Source organism: Blautia argi, from assembly GCF_003287895.1.
Lineage (GTDB): Bacteria > Bacillota > Clostridia > Lachnospirales > Lachnospiraceae > Blautia > Blautia argi.
Genome location: NZ_CP030280.1, coordinates 773,268 through 794,566, shown reverse-complemented (window position 1 = coordinate 794,566; position 21,299 = coordinate 773,268). Strand labels below are relative to the sequence as shown.

The following is a 21,299-nucleotide window of genomic DNA, read 5'->3' as shown; positions in this document are numbered from 1 at the left end:
TCTACGGAAATCCCCATAATTTCTATCTTTTCACTCATATACATTCTCCGCTCCACACATATTCTATCAATATAGCAGAAAATCCCCCTAATATCAAGTATCTTTTTCCAATTGTTTCATAAGATACCGTCCTACAACAGGAGAAAACCCTGAAATATCCCGAATATATGCAAAATCCTTGCCGAAAATTTTCTTTTCTGCTGCCAGATCTCTCTCCTCCCCGGCAAAGACCCCCAGCACACAAATCCCCTGACTTCTTAACTTCCGCACCTCAAATCCTGTATCTTTTATGGCATATTCCCCGTAATATGGCTGGGGATTTCTGGCATTTGGACGGTTTAAAATCACATCATAAGGGCGCCCATCGCTTAACACAATCAGGATCTTATGCTCCTCTTCTCTTGCCAAAAGCCCGTATCCCGCTGCCTTAATGGCAAGTCCGTCCCTATTATTCGAGGAGGTCACATACTCAAAAATATTGCTGTTCTCGGTTCTCGGCGCATCATAATCCCGAAACTCATGAAGAATGGTATAATCCCAAAAAGTACAAAAGCTCATCACCCGATGGGCAATTCCCACATTACTCAGCGCCTCGCTTAAAATATAGGCCTGAATTGCCACCTGCCCCTGCCTGCTCCGCTGAGAGCCACTGGCATCAATCAGCACATCAACTACAAAGCTGCCCTTATCCTGCCAGAGCCTTCTCTCAAACACTCTGGCCTCCCCGGAGCGCCCGATTCTCCAGAGCCTTTTGGGCAGGATCCGACCTCTGTCTGACAGAATCTCTTCATCCTCTGCCCGCATCGCCAGGGTCTTTTTCAGCATATCTGTTAAAATGCGGATATTGTTTTTCACAATTCTGTGATTGTCATAATATTCATAAAGGTTCTTATCCTTTTGCTTTCTGGCATATTCGTACTGATAATTCCGCATTACAGAGCTTTTCAGGATACCTTTTGTAAAATACAGGCTGCAGTCCCCGTGGATTCCTCTGCACAACAGACGATTTCTGCGCTTTTCTTCTGTTTCTGATAAAAAGGTCTTTCCATAATTTCGCTCCACATAGGAATACATACGGGCAAGGGCTTTTTCGTCCACCACTAAAACCTGCTTTTTCTCCTGTGTCTGCTCTGGCTTTTCCTCTTTTTTTACTGTTTCCAGCATGTCCAGATTTGTCATGTTCTGCACTACCTGGTTTAAATAGGTTTCCAGAGTTTCCTCCAGTTCTTCCTCGTTTAAATAATCCTTCCAGGAAAACTCGGCAAGTTCTTCCAGCGTGACCGCCAACACCTGCTCCAGGGTTCCATGTTTCTGCTCAAAATACGGATCTGCAATCTCGTTATACAACTCGTCCGTTGCCCGGATAAGCTCCATGGTACTTTCTGCATGTTCCAGTCCCTCCACCCGGTCAATCCAGGCCCTCATCTGTGTTGTTGCCGGCTGTCTGCCCCTTAGCACTTCCTGAAGCAGGGCAAGTTTTAATCTGCCGGGAAGGTTTTCCTGCAAACGGGCAAAATCCAATTCCAGAATATCCTCGCAGGCTCTTCTACGGATATTGGAAACTCCTTCCCTCTCCTTTATAATCTTACCGGAAACAGCAAATTCAATACAAAGCTGCGCAAGAGTCATCAAAGGCGCTTCCATGCCATGCAGGTAAATTTTCTTCACCAGATACAGGGAAAATGCTTCTCTGTCAAAATATTTTGCAAAAGCCCCCTGCTTGATCCCATCATACAGAGCCACAAAACCAGAGCGGTCAAAGGCTGCCAAATCCGGCTTAAAATCCAGGGCATAATCTCCGCTGACGGTCCACATAAGATTTTTTATTCTGTTTTCCCGTTCCAGTTCTAATTCGTCCATAGCGCTCCTCTTCAAAATACATCTTCCGGTGTCCAGGTATCCGGAATCCTTGTCATAACCACGTCCTGTACAATTTCCTTTTCAAATACGTCAAAGCACTTGTTTACCACGCCCATCTTCACCGCGAGCGCCGGAGAAAGTCCCTGACGTATGGTTTTTAATGCCCCCAGCATACCTCTTAAATCCAGAGCTTTAGTGGTAATTTCCCCGTTCTGCGCCTTTAGCTGAAGATCCATAAACAGCCCAATCCACTGCTTCATGGCAGATTCCTTTAACTCTGGAAAACGGGATTTAAAAATAAATTCCAGTGTTTCCTGGTCCTGATTTGGCATATCAATCACCAGAAATCTGGACACCAGCGCTTCATTTAGTTCCTTTGTTCCTGCATAGCCGTAATTCATGGTTCCGATAAATCTGGAGGCAGGGTGGATATCCAGCTTGTCATAACCCGGCACATCAATGCAACGACGATAATCCAACGTCGCATGAAGCACAGAAACCGCATCGTTTTTTGCCATATTCACTTCGTCTAAAATCCCGAACCCCCCGTACTGGGCGCAACGGTAAATACTGCCCTTTCTAAGCTTTACCTCATTGTCTACAAAGGTGTCCGTCCCAATTAAATCTCCACTGTCTGTATTCACATGAAAAGACACATTATACACCGGACGTCCAAAAATCCATGCCAGATTCTCTGCCAGCACATTTTTTCCTGTTGCCTTTGCCCCTGTAAGCAAAAGGTTTTCGCCCTCCAAAAGAGCTGCAATGGACATTTCCAGCACCTCTTTTCCATAAAAAGGCATATCGGGCTTTACAATCCTTCCCTTTTCCTCTTCCGGCACGGTATATTTCCTCCGAAATTCCCGGATTCCCTTTATAAGACTTTTCTCTATGTTCTGTTCTTCCAGAAACTGTAATGTCTGCTCCATATTTTCCCTTTCTCTGCTCTTCCAAAAACCAGAGGGCTGTTGCACAAAACTCCTATTCCTGTGAAACAGCCCTCTCTTCATCTGTGCCTATACCTCAAACAGCAGGTCGCCATAAGATGGCATTGGCCAGATTTCCTTATCTACAATCATTTCCAGTTCATCGACTGGTTTTCTTAAATTTTCCATAGCCGGAATGACCTGACGGCGGTAATAGAACGCCTTGTCCTTTCCGTCCTCCATTGCCCAGGCTTCCTCTGTCACCTTGTGAAGCGCGTCTAAAGCCTCTTTTGTTTCCTTTAAAAGCGCTGAGGTTTCCCGCAGAAGTCCGGTCTGGACGTCCACATCTAAAACTCCGGCAGCTACAATGGCATTAATGGAATCTGCCAGCTGCTTTGCATAGCGGATAACCGCCGGAATAATCTGTTTGCCTGCCACATCCAGCATGGTTCTGGCTTCGATATTAATTGCCTTTGCATAGGCCTCATACTTGATTTCTCTTCTGGATTCCAGTTCTGCTCTTGTAAAAACCCCAAACTCCTCAAACAGTTTTACCGCTTTTTCTGTAGTCAGGGTATCTATGGTTTCCACCATACAGGTCAGGTTCGGAAGACCCCTTCTCTCTGCTTCCTTTACCCATTCCTTAGAATATCCGTTTCCGTTAAACACGATTCTCTGATGCTCTGTAAAATTCTTTTTCATCAGATCATGTACTGCTCTGTCAAAATCCTCTGCCTGCTCCAGAAAATCGCAGGCCTCCTTAAATGCCTGTGCCACAATGGTATTTAACACCACATTGGCAGGGGCAATAGAATCTCTGGATCCTACCATACGAAATTCAAACTTATTTCCTGTAAAGGCAAAAGGTGAGGTGCGGTTTCGATCTGTGGTATCGCGCATAAACTCCGGAATTGCCTTAACACCTGTTTCCAGCTTTTCACTCTCAATGCTGTGGTCTGCCATACCGGTGGTAATAAGCTGATTCATGACATCGGTCAACTGGTCGCCTAAAAATACGGAAATAATAGCTGGCGGCGCTTCATTTGCCCCCAGGCGGTGGTCATTTCCCACATCTGCCGCAGATTCTCTCAGCAGGTCTGCATGAGTATCCACAGCCTTCAAAACACAGCTTAACACCAGAAGAAACTGAATATTCTCATGAGGGGTCACACCAGGCTCTAAAAGATTGTGTCCTGTATCAGTTGTCAGGGACCAGTTGTTGTGCTTACCGGAACCATTTACTCCTGCAAAAGGCTTTTCATGAAGCAGACATTTCATACCGTGCTGAGAAGCCACACGCTTTAAAGTCTGCATCACAATCTGATTGTGGTCTACCTCCACATTTGCCTCTGCATAAATAGGCGCAAGCTCATGCTGTGCTGGCGCTGCTTCATTGTGCTGTGTTTTAGAGGTTACTCCCAGCTTCCAAAGTTCTTCGTTTACCTGCTTCATATAAGCAGAAACCTTCTGACGAATGGTTCCCAGATAATGGTCATCTAACTCCTGTCCCTTTGGAGGCATAGCGCCAAAAAGGGTTCTTCCGGTAAATACCAGGTCTTTTCTCTTTCTAAATTTTTCATTGCTTACCAGGAAATATTCCTGCTCTGCACCTACAGACGGAATGACCTTCTTTGCCGTAGTATCGCCGAACAGACGAAGCAGACGAAGCGCCTGGGTATTAATTGCCTGCATGGAACGCAGAAGCGGCGTTTTCTGATCAAGAGCCTCTCCTGTGTAAGAACAGAATGCAGTAGGAATACATAAGGTTGCGCCTGCTGCATCGTGGCGGACAAAGGCCGGTGATGTGCAGTCCCATGCCGTATAGCCTCTTGCCTCAAAGGTTGCGCGAAGACCTCCGGAAGGGAAGGAAGACGCATCTGGCTCTCCCTTAATCAGTTCTTTTCCGGAAAAGCTCATGAGAACCTTTCCATTGGGAAGAGGTGCCGTAATAAAAGAATCATGCTTTTCTGCCGTCACTCCGGTAAGGGGCTGGAACCAGTGTGTATAATGAGTCGCACCTTTCTCAATTGCCCACTCCTTCATCTCATGAGCAATGACATCCGCCATCTCCAAAGACAGTTCCTTTCCCTCTAATATGGTCTGCTTTAAATCCCTGTAGACTTTTTTCGGAAGACGCTGCTGCATAACCTCGTCATCAAAAACATCTTCACCAAAAATATCAGATACATTGATATATTCACTCATCTTTGTGTTCCTTCCTCTCATACGGTATAGAATCTTCCCAAACATTTTATAGCCTGAAACTGTTTCTAAGATACCGCAAAATTTTCCAGAATGCAAGTATTTTTTCTATGCCCTGCAAAAAATGCCAAGTGCCAGCAGCAAAAGGCACACGCCGCTTATCCAGGAAAAATCCCTTTTTGCTGTTTTTTGAATCCGGCTTCCCAAAAACCAGCCCGCCTTCATCATGGCAATCCCAGCGAAAAATGCCCCCACTGCAAGCAAAAGCTCGCCGGACTGCAAAAGTCCAGTTCCAATTCCTGCTGCAAGACTGTCAGCAGACAGGACAAAAGCAAGAATAAAGCCCTCTCCCGGCGTAAGGAGTTTTATGCTGCCCGTATTTTTCTCCTTTTTCAAAAAAAATCCCAAAATCCGGTACATGCCCAAAAGAGTCAGCAGCAAAATTCCAAGCCACTGGGGCAGGCTTTTGGGCAGAACCGTATACAAAAAGTTCCCTGCCAGAACAGCCATACCCAGAAGCGCACTCATAATCAGATTCATTCCCGCTACAATCCAAAAAGGCATCTTTGTCCTTGTCATGCCATATGCAAAACTGACCACAAACGAATCTGTGGTCAGTGCAAGAAGCAATAAAAGCTCATCAATGATTTTTATTTCACCCATTGCATAACCCAATTTTTCTGTTTCTCTATATCATATGAAGAAACAGGTAAATCCGGTTCCTGCTATTCTTCCTCCGGTGGGTTAATCAGAGGAATTTCCTGGTTGCGCGGCAGCATAATCTGTACCGCATGCTTTATATTTTCAATTTCCACAACACTGTGCTCTCCCCCAAATTCTCCGTCCAAAGTCCATGAAATTTCTTCTTCACAGCTTATGCGAAGTGTTGTGGTCTTAAAAATCTCTATCATCTTGGAATCACCGGGACCTACCAGGGACGCAATAATTTCGTTTAATTCCAGAATATTTTTAGGCTTGCGAATAAGCATAACCTCAAATACCCCATCGTCCAGCATAACGTCCGGTCCTGTCAGACGCTTAAATCCACCGACAGAGGTGGCATTGCTCACCATTCCAAAAATAAACTCTCCGGAAAATTCTCCTTCATCACTTTTTACGTTCAGATTATAGGATTTTATGTTAAACAGCCTCTGTGTTCCTTCCAATATATAGGCTGCATGTCCTAAAATGTTTTTCATGTCCTGATTCGTTTCATAGGATACGTCCGTAAACAGACCAAAGGCTGCAATATATACGAAATAATCATCATTAAAACGTCCCACATCAAAGGCGTGAGGCAGACCCTCCACAATATCTGTGGCTGCCTGGAGCATATTTTTCGATATATGAAAGCTGTTGGCAAAATCATTGGTACTTCCTGACGGAATATATCCAATGGGATTTTTATACCCTTCCATCAGAATCCCTGTTACAATTTCGTCCAAGGTGCCGTCCCCGCCGCTTGCCACCACAATATCATATTCTGCGGCCTTGCGTCTTGTTACCTTTAAGCCATCCATATAAGCTTGTGTAGGATGAACCGTTACCTCGTACCCGCCTTTTACAAAAATATCCAAAATGTCCATAAGACGGTTTTTAATACTGCCTTTCCCGGACCGGGGATTAAATATAAAAAGCATTTTTTTACTCATTTCAGAACCTCCCGAAAAAAAGAAGGTGTTCCAAAAGCAGCACCGCAATGGTTTTACTTTTGGCTCACCTTCTCTCCTCTATCTCTGCATTCTCAAATTATACTAATTCAAGAACTACTTCCATAGCTGCATCACCTTTACGAGGTCCGATTTTGATGATTCTTGTATAACCACCATTACGGTCAGCGTATTTTGGTGCGATTTCTGTGAATAATTTATCTACTAAATCAACTTCTTTAGTGCTTTTCTTCTTTCCAGCAGCAGCTGTCGGAACTTCTTTCACTGGGTAAAGAACTTTTAACATCTGTCTTCTGGCATGTAATCTGGAAGGAGCGTCCTTCTTGATTTCTTTCTGTACTTCATCGTATACAGTAACTTTCTTTCCGTCAACAACTTCTTTTACTCTCTTGCCATTTTCGTCTTTGCGAGCAACTTTAGCTGTAACAGTTACTGTTTCGAAGTTGTCTTTTTCACGAACAGCCATAGCGATCAGACCGTCAGCAATTTTACGAACTTCTTTTGCTTTTGTTTCAGTTGTAACAATTTTTCCGTGGTATAACAGATTTGTTACCTGGTTTCTAAGTAAAGCTTTTCTCTGGTCAGCAGTTCTGCCCAATTTTCTATATTTTGCCATTTTAGATTTCCTCCATTTGTGGAACAATGCGCCATGCTCTCTTCGGTCTTACTGACGCATTGCTTTTTTCCATAAATTTGTCCTAAAGGCTTACTCCTCGCTAGGATTCAACTGTAAGCCTAATTCTTTTAATTTTGCCAAAACTTCTTCTAATGACTTACGGCCCAGATTACGAACCTTCATCATGTCTTCGGAAGTACGGTTGCAAAGCTCTTCCACGGTATTAATACCAGCACGTTTTAAGCAGTTGTAGGAACGAACAGACAATTCCAGTTCATCAATGTTCATTTCCAGAACTTTTTCTTTCTCATTGTCTTCCTTCTCAATCATGACTTCTGCAGTCTTTGCACTTTCAGAAAGGTCAATGAAGAGGCTTAAATGCTCGCTTAATACCTTAGCAGCAAGGCTGACAGCCTCATCTGCGTCCAGTGTTCCGTTTGTGTAAATATCCAGTGTCAGTTTGTCAAAGTCTGTAACCTGACCCACACGGGTATTCTCAACGGACATATTTACACGCTCAACCGGAGTATAAATTGCATCAACTGCAATCATGCCGATTGGCATGTCATCTGATTTTCCTTTATCTGCGCTTACATATCCGCGGCCTTTGGTAATGGTCAGTTCTGCATTGAATTTGCATCCTGTACCGCCATTTAAGGTAGCAATTACCTGCTCCGGATTTAAGATTTCCAAATCCTGGTCAACCTGGATATCTGCACCTGTCACAACGCCTTCGCCTTCAAACTCGATATATGCGGTTTTCGGCTCATTGCTGTCGCTTACGTTCTTGATTGCCAGATTTTTAAGGTTCATGATGATTTCTGTCACATCTTCCTTAACTCCCGGCATAGAACTGAATTCATGGAGAACACCGTCAATTTTCACCTGGCTTACAGCGGCACCCGGTAAAGAAGAAAGCATAATTCTTCTAAGAGAGTTACCCAGTGTAATACCATATCCTCTTTCCAGTGGTTCTACCACGAATTTCCCATATCTCTTATCATCAGACATTTCTGTGATTTGAATTTTGGGTTTGTTAAAATCGAACATGCAAAGCCCTCCTTGCTACGCGCACAATTCACTTCTTTAATTATTTAGAATACAACTCGACAATTAACACTTCGTTAACCGGTACGTCGATTTCTTCTCTTGTAGGAAGTGCTTTTACTTCGCCCTTTAATGCTTCCTGGTCTACATCTAACCAAGCCGGAACCAGACGTCCGCCAGTTACTTCAAGGATATCTTTATATCTCTGAGAACCTTTGCATTTTTCTTTAATTTCAATAATATCGCCAGCTTTTACTAAGTAAGATGGGATATTAACCTGTTTTCCATTTACAAGTACATGCTTGTGGTCAACAATCTGTCTTGCTTCTTTTCTTGTTCTAGCAAGTCCAAGACGGAATACTACGTTGTCAAGGCGAGTTTCCAGCATAACCATCAGGTTTTCACCTGTCTGTCCCGGTCTCTGGTCTGCCTTCTTGTAGTAGTTACGGAAAGGTTTTTCCAGAACGCCGTAGATGAATTTTGCTTTCTGTTTTTCTCTTAACTGAAGTCCGTATTCGGACATTTTTCTGTTTGCTCTCTTTAACTGTCTGGTAGATTTTTTGTCAATTCCCAGATATACCGGGTCAAGACCTAATGCTCTACATCTTTTCAGAACTGGTACTCTATTTACTGCCATGATTCATTGACCTCCTAATTAGACTCTTCTGCGTTTTGGTGGACGACAACCGTTGTGTGGAACCGGAGTTACATCTTTGATGCTTGTAACTTCAATACCGCAAGCTGCCAATGCACGGATTGCTGCTTCTCTTCCTGAACCAGGTCCTTTTACAAAAACGTCAACAGTCTTCAGACCATGGATAACTGCAGCCTTTGCAGCAGTTTCTGCAGCCATCTGAGCTGCATATGGAGTAGATTTCCTTGAACCTTTAAATCCCAGACCACCGGCACTTGCCCATGATAAAGCATTTCCTTCAGCATCTGTCAATGTAACGATTGTGTTATTGAAAGAAGACTGGATATGTGCCTGTCCGCGTTCAACGTTTTTCTTAACACGCTTTTTTGTCACTTTTTTGGTAACTTTAGCCATTTTTAAACTAACCTACTTTCTCTAATATTTAAACTCAACTGTAATTTTCAAAATTCAGGCTGCTGCCTGTATGTCCGAAAAGAAATTATTTCTTCTTATTAGCAACAGTTCTCTTAGGACCTTTTCTTGTTCTTGCATTTGTTTTTGTTTTCTGTCCACGAACAGGAAGTCCTTTACGATGACGGATTCCTCTGTAGCAGCCGATTTCCTGAAGTCTTTTGATGTTCAGAGCGATTTCTCTTCTCAAATCACCTTCTACAGGAATCTGAAGCTCTTCAATTGCGTCACGGATTTTTCCTACTTCTTCGTCAGTAACATCTCTGACACGAGTGTCAGGATTTACGCCTGCCTTTTCTAAGATACGGTTTGAGCTTGCTCTACCAATTCCGTAGATATATGTCAAGCCGATTTCAATACGTTTTTCTCTTGGTAAGTCTACACCAGCTATACGAGCCATGTATTTGTTCCTCCATTTTTCTGTTAATATTGTTCCTAATTGAGATACAAAAAACTGACGGGGTCTTCTGTATCCAGCCGCAAAAATAATTTTACGCAGCCTTTCCGGCATTTGGCGGATACCGGTATTAAGCAATATTCTATGGTTGCCGAAGGATTTTCAGCAACAGGAACCGTCCTCGGTAAACGATTCTGACAGAGTATTTTTTACTCTGTATTCAATATCACTATATTTAATCAGTATGGACAACGCGTCCTTGCGTTTCATACTGCAGCCGCACTAAAATTTACACAAACCAACGTCCTAACTCTGATATAAATTTCAGATATTAGCCCTGACGCTGTTTGTGTTTTGGGTTTTCACAGATAATTCTGATGCTTCCCTTTCTTTTAATAACCTTGCACTTTTCGCAAATTGGTTTTACAGATGATCTTACTTTCACTGTTCTTCCTCCTTTCTGAGCATAAAAGTACGCTTTATATATTAGCACCTCTCTGCAAAGAATGCAAGGACTTTTTTACAAAATTTGCTTTTTTATGCTTTTTAGTTTTCTATGCAAAACAAAGAGTTTCTCCGGAGTCCGCACATACCAGCACACTTCCGATTCCCATACAGGAACCTGCCTGCAGTAAATCCTGAGGACCTGCCAAATCCCCGTGCCGGAATATCAGCTCATATTCATGAGCATCTGTGCAGATGCGAACTGCCTGTGCTGCCTCATCTGCCAGTAAACAGCCGCGGACCGGATTATAGACCGGATTCATACAAACCTTCACAGGCTTTTTCTGATTTCCAGCCAGCACAGCCAGCATAAAGGTCTTTCCTTCTCCTTTTGTATCTGCAGCCACCATTTCATTTTTCTCACACAGATTATAATGCCGTGACAACTTGCTTTCTTCTATATAAAAGCAGGTTTCTTCCTGAGGAAAGATAAGTTCCATGTCTGCCCGCTTTCCATGATAGAGAATCCTGCCTTCTTTGGCGCTTACCATTCCCTGATTATTAAAATGGAAGAGACGGCTGTAGGTATGGCTTTCTTCGCTATAGGCAGTATCTGCCAGCACATACACCCCTGGCTCCAGCACCAGGATTTTCCTTCTTAAAAGCACCTGCGTTTCGTTTTGCAGATACCCGGTATGGGCGCCTTCCAAAAGCACACAGTCCTCTTTTTCTCTTACTCTCATAGGAAGTTCCGGCATTGTGTTTTTGGTTCCCCATGCATCAGGATATTCCAGATAATCCTTTTTTATCTACCAGTATGGTATTATGTGCGTGAGCGCTTTTCAGCCATATGCGGTTTTCCTGCTCAAAGTTATAACTATATCTTCCGGAATCCACCAGCACATCTTCCCCCTGACACACCACATCAATATGAAGTTTGTCGTTATGTCCATGACCTCCGCCCTGACAGCCGTTTCGGAAATGGAGATATTCCCCGTCTTTTTTCCCAACTGCTGCGAAGATAATAATTTCCGCTCTCCTCCAGGAAAAAATTCCTTTCTTCTGGAACATGGGACGAAATTCCTTCATATAACGAAACACCTTCCTGTCCCCAGTCCCAAATGCTCTCATAGTCTGGATATGATTCTGCACACCCCTTTAAAATCTCTGCTTTCTCTCTTCCTTCCCCTGCCAGAAGAATGGCAGAAGCTGACAGCATATCTGCCAGAGGTGTTTCATCGCTATCCCCTGTTATGGGCTGACAACCATCAGGTTTTTTCCAGGCAACATTTGCCATTGCCATACGTACTGTTGTTTCCAGCAATTTTTTCGGCAAGCTCTTTCCCCAGATTTTTAAAAGACGCAGAGATTCCAGGAAGCAGTGGAGAACCTCGTTGTGATACATACAGGACTGCTCCCAATGCACCCCGTCAGAAAACACCTGAATCCCGGCTTCCTGCTCCAGACGTTTCAGAGCTGTTTCCACATACAATGAATTGTCCAGTGCAAGGCCGATAAACAGCAAACCATGATTTTCAATTACGCCCCAGTTACTGGAGATCTGAAAGCCCCTGTGTGCATGCAAAAGATACTCCCCATGCTCCTCCAGACTCTTGGTAAACAATTCCATAAAGGCATCGTCAATCAGAGGACTGTTCTCAAAATACAAAATACTTTTGACCCAGTTTTCACCTCTGATGCCTGCCTCAATCTCTCTCCAGGTTATCTTTTTGCTCTCCTCATTTAACGGAACATGCCCTATCCAGTCCTTTGTTATCTGAACAAACGCTTCTGCGTATTTTTCATCTCCTGTCATGGCATAGGCCTGTCCCAGACAGATAAAATATCTGTGCCGGTTCATCTGGTAAACAAATTCCTCGTCCTCTGCCGGCATATAAGTCCAGCAAATGGGATAGGCAAAAGTTTCTTTTTTATAAGTACGTTCCATATCCCAGGATAAATCAAACAGAAATTCCAGACGCACTGCTTCGTCTGCAATCCGCAGAATGTGACTGCACTCCTCTTCATGCCATTTCCGCGCCATTTTTGCACACCAGGCAAGTTCTCCCTTTTTATAGCGGTTCCTCTGTTTTTCAAAATATGTCTTCTTATCCATTTCCTTCTCCTTTTCCCCATTGCAGTTTACTGCGTCTTTTCTTCTATTTCTTTTCTTCTGCCAAGTCTGACCTCTTCCAGAACCTCCGCCAGATCTTCAGACGCATGCTCAAACAGATAGCTCCCGCTTTTCTTCTGATTTTCGATATAATACTCCCGGATTTCCTGCTTTATCAGCTCCACCTCTTCCCGAAGATTCTGGGCAGACATTCTGGTCGCTCCCTGCCCCAGAATAATCACCTGCTCCATGGCGTCAGAAGTAGCCACTGTCACATGATGTTTTTTTCCGATTTCATGTACTGTTTTTTCGATATACTGGTCCGCTGTTTCCGCTTCCTTTGTATAAACTACATGAATATTGTGATATTTCTGCACAGCACCCTGTCCACCCTCAACCTTATAAGCGTCAAAAACCAGAATCAGAGTGCATTTTTTGTATCCCTGATAATTGCATAAAATATCCATAAGCTTGCTTCTGGCTCCTTCTAAATTCACCTTTGCAAGCTCGTTTAAATCCTCCCAGGCAAAAATAATGTTATACCCGTCTACAAGAAGATATTCTTTTTCCTTCTCCTGCTTCTTTTTGCCTGTTTTGGCTTGTGCAGAATCAAAAGAGGCACGGCGCACGGTTTTCTGAAAGGCATTTCTCTCTCTTTTGACAGGTCCATAGGTTCTGGCAAAGATTTCCTCTAATTCCTTTTCATCCAGGCGAAGCTTGGAAAAGCTCTGTCCCGGCATTCTCACTGCCGCCTCCTGTGCCTCCTGCTTTTGCTTTGCAGATTCCAGGTGTGCATATTCCTCTACCTTATCCCAGCTTACGTTGAACCCTGCACCATGGGCGCAAAATACAGATCCTGTGGGATTCTCCACATCTGCCTCAGAATCATAGGCCAGCTCTGCCAGAACCTCCTCCTGATTGTGACAGGGTTCATAGCCTTTTAAAGTGCAAAACAGTCTTCCCTGTCCGCCCGTATAGGAAATGACCTCTCTCTGATAACCACTCATGGTAACCACTGGCGCTGTTCCGGTAAGCACTGCCATATCTTCTTCCAACTCCGGTCCCTGAAAGGTTCCGCACAGCTTCTGAATATCCGTCATAGCCCTTCCAACAGCTTCCTGAGGGATTTCCAGTCTGTATTCATAAACCGGCTCTAAAAGAATACTTTTTGCTTTCTTCAGGCCCTGACGCACAGCCCGGTAGGTAGCCTGTCTGAAATCCCCTCCCTCTGTATGCTTGATATGGGCCTTTCCTGTAATAAGAGTAATTTTCATATCCGTAATATCAGCACCTGCCAGAACACCCCTGTGGTTTTTCTCTGCCAGATGGGTCAGAACCAGCCTCTGCCAGTTTCGATCCAGCATATCCTCGCTGCAGTCTGATGCAAACTGCAGCCCCTTTCCTCTTTCCAGAGGCTCCAAAAGAAGATGTACCTCCGCATAATGACGTAAAGGTTCAAAATGTCCGATTCCCTCCACAGGCTCTGTAATGGTTTCTTTATATACAATACTCCCTGAACCAAACTCTACGTTTACACCAAAACGCTCCTGTATCAGGCTTTTTAAAATTTCAATCTGCACTTCTCCCATAACCTGTGCATGAATTTCTCCCAAAGCCTCGTTCCACACAATATGAAGCTGCGGCTCTTCCTCTTCCAGCTGTCTGAGCTGCAAAAGCATTCTATGTACGTCACAGCCCTTTGGAAGCTGAATCTCATAGGTCAGAACCGGCGCCAAAAGAGGACTGACCGCTTCCTTTTCCATGCCGAGCCCTTCTCCTGCAAAGGTTTTTGTAAGACCGGTGACTGCACAGACCGTCCCTGCAGGTGCTTCGCTTACTGTGCGGAAACCGGCTCCTGCATATACTCGTATCTGGTCTGCCTTTTCTTCCCAGTCCTTTCCCTGGAGCACCTGTTTGACCTTCAGCGTTCCCCCTGTGATTTTCATGTGGGTCAACCGGTTTCCTTTATCATCTCTGGAAATTTTAAAAATCCTTGCCCCAAAATCTGCACTGTATTTCGGACATTGTATATAGGTTTCCATGCCTTCCAGAAATTCCTTTATTCCAAAAGATTTCAGTGCAGAACCAAAATAACACGGAAAAAGCCTGCGCTCGGCAATCAGACTTTGGATAACCGGCGTGGAAATCTCTCCTTCTTCCAGATAATGTTCCAAAACGCTTTCCTCGCACATGGCGATTTCCTCCAGAACTTCCTCCCGCTTTCTGTCCCCTCCGAAATCCACGCACCGCTCGTCCAGTTTTTTCTGCAGTTCCAAAAGCAACACGCGCCTGTCTGTACCTTCCTGATCCATTTTATTAATAAAAAGGAAAACCGGAATCTTGTATTGCTTTAAAAGCCGCCATAAAGTCTGTACATGCCCCTGAATCCCATCTGCACCGCTGATGAGAAGCACTGCGTAATCCAGAACCTGCAGTGTTCTTTCCATTTCCGCAGAAAAATCCACATGTCCCGGCGTATCCAGAAGAGTAAAGTTCTTTTCTCCCAGGGAAAAACCTGCCTGCTTGGAAAAAATCGTAATACCTCTTGCCCGTTCCATGGAATCTGTGTCCAAAAAAGCGTCTCTGTGGTCCACCCTTCCCATTTTGCGGATACTGCCTGTATGATAAAGAATACTCTCCGCCAGCGTAGTTTTCCCTGCGTCTACATGAGCAAGGAGAGCAAGACTGACGTTTTTGGTTTCTATTGTGTCTGTTCCTTCTGTTTTCTGTTCAGACGTATTCTCCATATGAAAATACCCCTTTCTATGCTGTGTTTTCCTTAATCATAGCATAGAAAAGGGATTCGGTCGATAAAAACATGGATTCTCTCATCTGCACGGAGATTTCTTCCGCATTTTCCTATAATACCAAAAGCCTGCAATATCTGCCAGAGCCCAGCCAATGGGTACAGACCACCAGATACCTAACACACCGATGCTCTCAAAAGAAGACAAAAGATATGCCAGAGCCACTCTGGTTCCCAGGGAAATCACAGTCAGCACAACAGACATACCAGGCAGCTTCACTGCCCGATAATATCCGTACAGCAGAAACAGAAAACCGATTCCGCAGTAAAAAACCCCTTCGATGTGTAAGTACTGCACTCCTGCTGCCAGAATTTCCGTTTCCTGCGGCTGGACAAAAATCAGCATCAGGGGCTTTGCAAACAGGAAGACGCCAAAGGAAATCACCAGACAAAAAACAAATGCCGTAAGCACGGCTTTTCGGATTCCCTCCCGAATACGTTCCTCCTTCTTCGCTCCAAAATTCTGTGCCACAAAAGTAGAAAACGCATTCCCGAAATCTTGCACAGGCATGTATGCAAAGGAATCAATCTTCACTGCAGCGGCAAAGGCTGCCATAATCACGGTTCCAAAACTGTTTACCAGTCCCTGCACCATTAAAATTCCCAGATTCATAACTGACTGCTGCACAGAAGTGAGAAAGGAAAACTGCGCCAGCTCTTTTAAAATGCCCTTTCCCGGCCGCAGATATTTCTTTCTAAACCGGAAGTCTTTCCACTTTATCCAGGTGTAAAGAGCAATCCCCACGCCGGAAACATACTGGGAAAGCACAGTTGCCGCTGCAGCGCCCTCCACGCCCCAGGACAATCCCAAGACAAACCACAAGTCCAGCACAATATTCAAAACCGCGCAGGCTGCCAGAAATACCAGCGGTACTACTGAGTTTCCCACTGCCCGCAAAAGAGAGGCATAAAAATTATAGAGAAATACTGCAGGAATCCCCCAGAAAATCACCCATAGATATTCTCTCATCATTTGGTAAATTTCCCCGGGTACCTGTAAAAGTACCAAAATCGGGTCTATGAATAAAAAGACCAGTATATTCAGCACTGCCGTCACTGTAAAAATCAATAGAAAAGCCGCTGTAATACTTTCCTGAAGCTTCTCCTTTTCCCCTTCCCCGAACCGTATGGAAAATACTGCACCGCTTCCCATACAAAGCCCCAGAAACACAGAGGTGAGAAACGTCATCAAGGTATACGAAGACCCCACTGCCGCCAATGCGCCTGAGCCTAAAAACTTTCCTACAATTAAAGTATCTGCAATATTATAAAGCTGCTGCAGCAGATTTCCCGCTATCATGGGCAGAGAGAATAAAATCAATGTTTTCCCTACAGCTCCCTGAGTCAGACTTTTCTGCATGTGAAAATGCCCCCTTATATTATTCTATCTGCTGATTATAACGAACTTTCTTTTAAAAGACAACTGCTCTCTTTCTGACAAAACTAAAATCCCCTTGACGTTTCATATCATGTAATGTTATAATTCATGTAATATAGACAGAGGTAAAAGATATGAGCGAAATCAAATTACAGACAAAAGAAGAACTGGAAATTTTTATGAATCCCACACGGCAGGAAATTTTGCGTACCCTGGCCGTTGCAGGAAAACCTGTTACACCCAAATTTCTGGCAGACAAAATCGGCATTTCTCCTTCCTCCATACAGTTCCATATCAAGAAACTGGAAGGGTTGGGTCTGGTTCTTCTAGACCATACGGAAATAATCCGTGGAATCCATGCCCGTTTTTACATAGCTGCAGACACAGAAGTAACTCTCCTTGGAAGTAACAACAATACCCAGGATAGACAGCTCCTTTTAATGGAAAGTTATTTTGGAAAACTACTGGATTCGCTAGGAAAAAAAAGACAGAGGACAGCTTTGGAAGACAAAGAAGTTTTCTCCAAAGAAACCAATGTCTTTACCGGCGTTGCCTTTCTCACTGATGATGAAGTTCAGGAGTTGTCTGCCATCATACGCAGCTATTTAAAAAATCACAACCAGAAAAAAGACGGCACCAAACCCTGGGAATACGGCATTCTTGCCTGCCGGGCAGAGGACTAATATACGCACAAGGAGGAATTTTCTTGAATTTTTCATTTGGACTGATTCTTTTTCTTCAAAACCTTTCCAGAGGAATTTTTATGCCTGTTGCCAGTTTGCTGCTGCTCTCCCGGGGAGCGCAGCTTTCTGACATAGCCTGGCTTATGGGACTTTATTCTTTTACCGCCATCTGCATGGAATTTCCCAGCGGTGCTTTTTGCGACCTCTTTGGCAGAAAAAGGACTTTTCTTCTCTCCTGCCTGTTTTCCGTGTTGTCTTTACTTCTCTTTCTTCTGTTTCCCACTGTTTTGGGCTGTGCTGCTGCTCTGATATTGCATGGACTGGAGAAAGCCTTTGCTTCCGGCAGTCTGGAAGCTCTGTGCATGGAACAGGCTCTTTCCTCCAAAGGGGAATCTGCCCTTGCCAAAGTCAGCAATCAAATCAATCTTTTTCAGTGCCTTGGAATTGGTCTTGGTTCCCTTCTGGGTGGATTTCTCTCACAAACTGATATAAAATACAACCATAATCTTCTGAGCATGCTCGCCTTATCTCTCCTGCTCATGCTTCTTACTTTCCTGTGGGTAAACGAAACACCGGTATCCGCAAAAGAGGGTTCAATCCTCCGGGAATTAAAAAATCAGGTGCAGAAAAGTCTTCTCTACACCCGAAATTCTCCCGGTCTTCGTAAATTATTATTCTTATCTCTGTGTACCGGCATGGTACTCTTTACCGTAGAAACTTATTGGCAGCCAGCTCTTACTACGACCTTTCCTCAGATAAAGGGCTGGATTTTGGGACTTCTTCCCTTTTCCGGATTTTTCTGTACTGCCCTTGGAAGCCAACTAGGGGCTGTTCTTTTAAACCGCCCTTCCTGTCGCACACAGTCCCGCTGGTGGTCTGTTTTCTTTGCAGGAAAATTTCTTCTGGCTGCTTCCGTTGTCCTCTTTTCCTTCCAGCAGGGTCTGTTTCTCTATGCTGCAAAATACAGTCTGATTTATTTTGTACTTGGATATGGCAGCGTATCGGAAAATGCACTTTTGAACCGCATTCTCCCCAACAACATGCGAGCCAGTATTCTCTCCCTGTCCTCCCTGACGGTTCAGCTTGGCGCTCTGTTGTTCAGTATTTTTGCCGGATTCCTCATAAATTATCTGCATTTTTCCGGTTTATGGTGTCTTGGGGCAGGAATTCTATTTGCGGCAGTTCTTTACTCCCGTACTTCTTTTGTTCTGTAGATTCTGTAGATAGCAGGCAAAAGTCCTACAGACAGGGCACTGTAAAAAATCAGCAATATTGGCAGCGCTTCTACAATTGTTCCACCTATGGAATATAGACTGAATCCGGAAATCACACCTTCCATCTGCAGCATCTGGTCTGGTAAAAGTCCCAGAATTTTATCCAGAAAGTGTATCTGTGTTCCTACCAGAAAAGAAGGCGCCAGGATCAGTATAAAAGGAACTACCGCTGCCGCTGTACCGGAATTGCTCCATGCAGAAATCAGCATAGTTAAGCTTCCAAAAAACAGACAGCCTATATATCCACCCAACAAAATACACAAAAATTCCTGTCCTATGGTCATCTCATAAAAGCTTTTCCAGTTTCCGAATTGGGTCTGTATCAAACACTGGCTTCCCTGTACCCCCAGACCCCCCAGAACAATTCCGCTATAAAGTAACATGGTCCCCCAGTAAAGCAACGTGACAGTAAAAATACCTGCCTCTATTTTTGCCAGTACCGCTTTCTTTCTGCCATGATAAGACGCAAAATAAACAGAAGCTGCATGATAACGCTTTTCACCGGAAAAAATACCGGAAACCAGAAATCCTATCATAAGCACCACCAGCATACACACCGTAGGGGACCAGGTAAACCAGGCCTCAAAACCATCTGAACTCTCATAATACCAAGGTGTTGCCATACGCTCATACTGACGGATAAGAAAGTCCTTTTCTGCTGTTGTAAACTGCTCTGCACCTCCGCCTTCCTCCTCTAACCATACTTTTAAACTTTTCGTTCTTTTCTCATAAAACTGTGCCACCTCTTCCTCAGTTAGAGAATCTGCACGAAAATAATCATATTCCTGAAATCCTGCAAAGGCTTTATTAAGCAGTTCTCGAATATCCGAAAATCCCTGTTTCCAGCCAAAGGCCTGATTATTCTCCCTGACATTTTCAGACTGCGCCTGAGGAGTCTGATTCACTCTATGATTTTCCCGAATCACCTGCTGCAGATGCTCAACATTCAACTCTCCTTTCCACTTTTCCTTCTCCTTTTCCAAACTACGGGCTGCTACAATTCCCTTTGTTCCTTCTCCTTCTGTGTCAACATATGACACTTCTCCTATAGCAAAATAAATGGTAAGACATAGCATGAAGCCCCCAAAAACAAGAGCTGCCTTACTGCTGCTTTTGGAAAATATTTTCTTTATCTCATAAAAGACCATGCATTTCACCTGCTTCCTCTCCAAAATAATATAAAAAGGCATCTTCTAAGGAAGGGGTCACCTCTCTTGCACCTTCTGCCGGTTTTTCCCCTGCCAGAAGACGCACCTGCACTCTCTGATTTTCTGTTTTTATATTGGAAATTTTATATTTTGCAGCCAGCCGGGAAATCTCTTTCCTGTCTGCACAAAATTCCCAAACCCTCTGTTTCATGGATTCTGTTATCTGCTTCGGTGTTCCCTGCCGTACAATCTTTCCCTCATTCATCAGCCAGATATCATGGGCAATATACTCCACATCTGATACAATATGGGTGGACAAAAGCACCAATCTGTCTTCTGAAAACTCACTGATAAGATTTCGAAAGCGAATGCGCTCATTGGGGTCAAGCCCAGCTGTCGGTTCATCTAAAATCAAAATCTCAGGCTGATTCATCATGGCCTGGGCAATGCCCGTTCTGCGTTTCATACCTCCGGAAAGTTTTTTCATCTTTCTGCCTGCATATTTTTCAAGTCCCACAGCAGCCAACAGCTCCTTTGTCCTTTTTTTTTGCTACAGACGGCGGAAGTCCTTTTATAGCTCCTATATACAGAAGATAATCCTCCACGGTAAATTCCGGATAGAACCCAAAATCCTGAGGTAAATATCCTAAAAATCTCCGATACTCTCCCGCCATTTTAAAAATATCTCTCCCATTACATAGAATTTCTCCCTCTGTAGGTCTAAGAAGCGTACAAAGCATACGCATAAGGGTGGTCTTCCCCGCTCCGTTTTTTCCCAGTAATCCGTAAACGCCTCCTGTCATAGACAGATTTAATTGTTTTACGGCTGTAACATCTCCGAATTTTTTTGTAAGTTTATTCATTTCCAATTCCATTCCAGTTTTCCTCCCAAATTTCCTGGTTGTCCTCCAGCAAATGTTTTACAGCAAAGCAAAGTCCTGCAAATGCAGCCCCAAACAGAACGCACCATACAGGCACGGTAATCGCACTGTAAATTTTTTCATTTAATACGATACACCACCATAAAATCCCCCAGGCACAACAGCCTCCCATGGCAGCAGCCTCACTCCAGCCTTTTTTTCCGGATAAAATTTCAAAACAAATACCTGCTGTTACGACTGCCGGAAATAAAAACTGCGTTGCCAATTCTATCAAAGTAATTTGTAGCCCAAAGGAAGATACCAGGCAAAAAACAGTCAGCAAAAATACATCTGCAAAGCCAAACAACAGCATTCTCGCCGCATAAATCTGATGCAAAGAATAATAAGCAGCTGCTTCTATCTCCATCGCATTGCAATTCCTGTTTTTCCAAAGTTCCGGAATCCAAAGAATTACAAATAAAGCCCCGGCCACTCCCATACCGCGCTGTACATACAAAGGTTCTTTGGTACAGGAAAGAAATTCCCACAATGCTACAAGTAACAGCCCCCTGTAAAATCCACCAGCGTTTTCGAATATATCCAAGTTGTATATACAGAAATTCTTTTCCTGATAAAAGGCGGTCCTGTTCCTGCTCATAAAAAACCTGCTTACACTGCTCTACGGTTTTTTTTACACTGCTTTCTTTTGCCTGCACCCGGAACGTTTCTTTATATCGGTTTAATTTTTCCTCTACCTCCACAAATGCTTC

General features: G+C 43.9%; 20 protein-coding genes and 1 pseudogene. 2 read left to right on the top strand and 19 right to left on the bottom strand.

What is annotated here, in order from left to right; genetic code table 11:
- Positions 1 to 93: 93 nt before the first annotated feature.
- From DQQ01_RS03970 to DQQ01_RS03905, 16 genes are all read right to left on the bottom strand, one after another.
- The gene (locus DQQ01_RS03970) at positions 94 to 1,860 is read right to left on the bottom strand and encodes a cobaltochelatase CobT-related protein (RefSeq protein WP_111918589.1); all 1,767 of its coding nucleotides are present in this window, start codon (positions 1,858 to 1,860) and stop codon (positions 94 to 96) included.
- Between the two features lie 11 nt (positions 1,861 to 1,871).
- Positions 1,872 to 2,789 carry an AAA family ATPase gene (locus tag DQQ01_RS03965; protein WP_111920819.1) on the bottom strand — a complete coding sequence of 306 codons (918 nt, stop codon included), beginning with the start codon at positions 2,787 to 2,789 and terminating at the stop codon, positions 1,872 to 1,874.
- 87 nt (positions 2,790 to 2,876) lie between these two features.
- Positions 2,877 to 4,991, bottom strand: a complete 2,115-nt coding sequence (locus DQQ01_RS03960; RefSeq protein WP_111918587.1) for a glutamine synthetase III family protein — start codon at positions 4,989 to 4,991, stop codon at positions 2,877 to 2,879.
- Between the two features lie 105 nt (positions 4,992 to 5,096).
- Positions 5,097 to 5,663 carry a manganese efflux pump gene (locus tag DQQ01_RS03955; RefSeq protein WP_242980556.1) on the bottom strand — a complete coding sequence of 189 codons (567 nt, stop codon included), beginning with the start codon at positions 5,661 to 5,663 and terminating at the stop codon, positions 5,097 to 5,099.
- 50 nt (positions 5,664 to 5,713) lie between these two features.
- A complete protein-coding gene (locus DQQ01_RS03950; protein ID WP_111918585.1) occupies positions 5,714 to 6,640 on the bottom strand; it encodes a diacylglycerol/lipid kinase family protein in 927 nt (308 codons plus the stop codon).
- 97 nt (positions 6,641 to 6,737) lie between these two features.
- Positions 6,738 to 7,274 carry a bL17 family ribosomal protein gene (locus tag DQQ01_RS03945; protein WP_111918583.1) on the bottom strand — a complete coding sequence of 179 codons (537 nt, stop codon included), beginning with the start codon at positions 7,272 to 7,274 and terminating at the stop codon, positions 6,738 to 6,740.
- 90 nt (positions 7,275 to 7,364) lie between these two features.
- The gene (locus DQQ01_RS03940) at positions 7,365 to 8,324 is read right to left on the bottom strand and encodes a DNA-directed RNA polymerase subunit alpha (protein WP_111918581.1); all 960 of its coding nucleotides are present in this window, start codon (positions 8,322 to 8,324) and stop codon (positions 7,365 to 7,367) included.
- A gap of 40 nt (positions 8,325 to 8,364) precedes the next feature.
- Positions 8,365 to 8,958 carry a 30S ribosomal protein S4 gene (rpsD, locus tag DQQ01_RS03935; RefSeq protein WP_111918579.1) on the bottom strand — a complete coding sequence of 198 codons (594 nt, stop codon included), beginning with the start codon at positions 8,956 to 8,958 and terminating at the stop codon, positions 8,365 to 8,367.
- 18 nt (positions 8,959 to 8,976) lie between these two features.
- Entirely contained in the window at positions 8,977 to 9,369 is a 393-nt protein-coding gene (gene rpsK, locus DQQ01_RS03930; RefSeq protein ID WP_003022734.1) for a 30S ribosomal protein S11, read from the bottom strand.
- A gap of 85 nt (positions 9,370 to 9,454) precedes the next feature.
- Positions 9,455 to 9,826: a 30S ribosomal protein S13 gene (gene rpsM, locus DQQ01_RS03925; protein WP_022269708.1), complete on the bottom strand. Its 372-nt coding sequence runs from the start codon at positions 9,824 to 9,826 to the stop codon at positions 9,455 to 9,457.
- A 328-nt stretch (positions 9,827 to 10,154) separates the two neighbouring features.
- Positions 10,155 to 10,268, bottom strand: coding sequence for a 50S ribosomal protein L36 (gene rpmJ / locus DQQ01_RS03920; RefSeq protein ID WP_003022746.1), 114 nt, complete (start codon positions 10,266 to 10,268; stop codon positions 10,155 to 10,157).
- Between the two features lie 109 nt (positions 10,269 to 10,377).
- Complete coding sequence (locus DQQ01_RS16330; RefSeq protein ID WP_278278169.1) at positions 10,378 to 11,010, bottom strand: heparinase II/III domain-containing protein; 633 nt, start codon at positions 11,008 to 11,010, stop codon at positions 10,378 to 10,380.
- A 37-nt stretch (positions 11,011 to 11,047) separates the two neighbouring features.
- Entirely contained in the window at positions 11,048 to 11,290 is a 243-nt protein-coding gene (locus tag DQQ01_RS18025; protein WP_278278185.1) for a heparinase II/III domain-containing protein, read from the bottom strand.
- The gene (locus DQQ01_RS16325) at positions 11,211 to 12,383 is read right to left on the bottom strand and encodes a heparinase II/III family protein (protein WP_242980551.1); all 1,173 of its coding nucleotides are present in this window, start codon (positions 12,381 to 12,383) and stop codon (positions 11,211 to 11,213) included. The genes DQQ01_RS18025 and DQQ01_RS16325 overlap by 80 nt, the downstream gene beginning before the upstream one ends.
- A 26-nt stretch (positions 12,384 to 12,409) precedes the next feature.
- Complete coding sequence (locus DQQ01_RS03910) at positions 12,410 to 15,127, bottom strand: translation factor GTPase family protein (RefSeq protein ID WP_111918577.1); 2,718 nt, start codon at positions 15,125 to 15,127, stop codon at positions 12,410 to 12,412.
- A gap of 81 nt (positions 15,128 to 15,208) precedes the next feature.
- The gene (locus DQQ01_RS03905; RefSeq protein WP_111918575.1) at positions 15,209 to 16,546 is read right to left on the bottom strand and encodes an MATE family efflux transporter; all 1,338 of its coding nucleotides are present in this window, start codon (positions 16,544 to 16,546) and stop codon (positions 15,209 to 15,211) included.
- A 152-nt stretch (positions 16,547 to 16,698) separates the two neighbouring features.
- Here DQQ01_RS03905 and DQQ01_RS03900 point away from each other — a divergent pair, with 152 nt between their 5' ends.
- Entirely contained in the window at positions 16,699 to 17,247 is a 549-nt protein-coding gene (locus DQQ01_RS03900; RefSeq protein WP_111918573.1) for an ArsR/SmtB family transcription factor, read from the top strand.
- Between the two features lie 23 nt (positions 17,248 to 17,270).
- Positions 17,271 to 18,461 carry an MFS transporter gene (locus tag DQQ01_RS03895; RefSeq protein ID WP_111918571.1) on the top strand — a complete coding sequence of 397 codons (1,191 nt, stop codon included), beginning with the start codon at positions 17,271 to 17,273 and terminating at the stop codon, positions 18,459 to 18,461.
- On the opposite strand, the gene DQQ01_RS03890 is transcribed toward DQQ01_RS03895, so the two are convergent.
- The 3 genes and pseudogenes from DQQ01_RS03890 to DQQ01_RS15830 all read right to left on the bottom strand — a co-directional run bounded on the left by DQQ01_RS03890 (position 18,434) and on the right by DQQ01_RS15830 (position 21,187).
- On the bottom strand, positions 18,434 to 19,561 hold the full coding sequence (locus DQQ01_RS03890) for an ABC transporter permease (protein WP_162624236.1): 1,128 nt from the start codon (positions 19,559 to 19,561) through the stop codon (positions 18,434 to 18,436). The genes DQQ01_RS03895 and DQQ01_RS03890 overlap by 28 nt on opposite strands.
- A 94-nt stretch (positions 19,562 to 19,655) precedes the next feature.
- A pseudogene (locus tag DQQ01_RS18020) lies at positions 19,656 to 20,544 on the bottom strand (ABC transporter ATP-binding protein).
- On the bottom strand, positions 20,525 to 21,187 hold the full coding sequence (locus DQQ01_RS15830) for a hypothetical protein (RefSeq protein ID WP_207657638.1): 663 nt from the start codon (positions 21,185 to 21,187) through the stop codon (positions 20,525 to 20,527). The pseudogene DQQ01_RS18020 and the gene DQQ01_RS15830 overlap by 20 nt, the downstream one beginning before the upstream one ends.
- Positions 21,188 to 21,299: the final 112 nt, after the last annotated feature.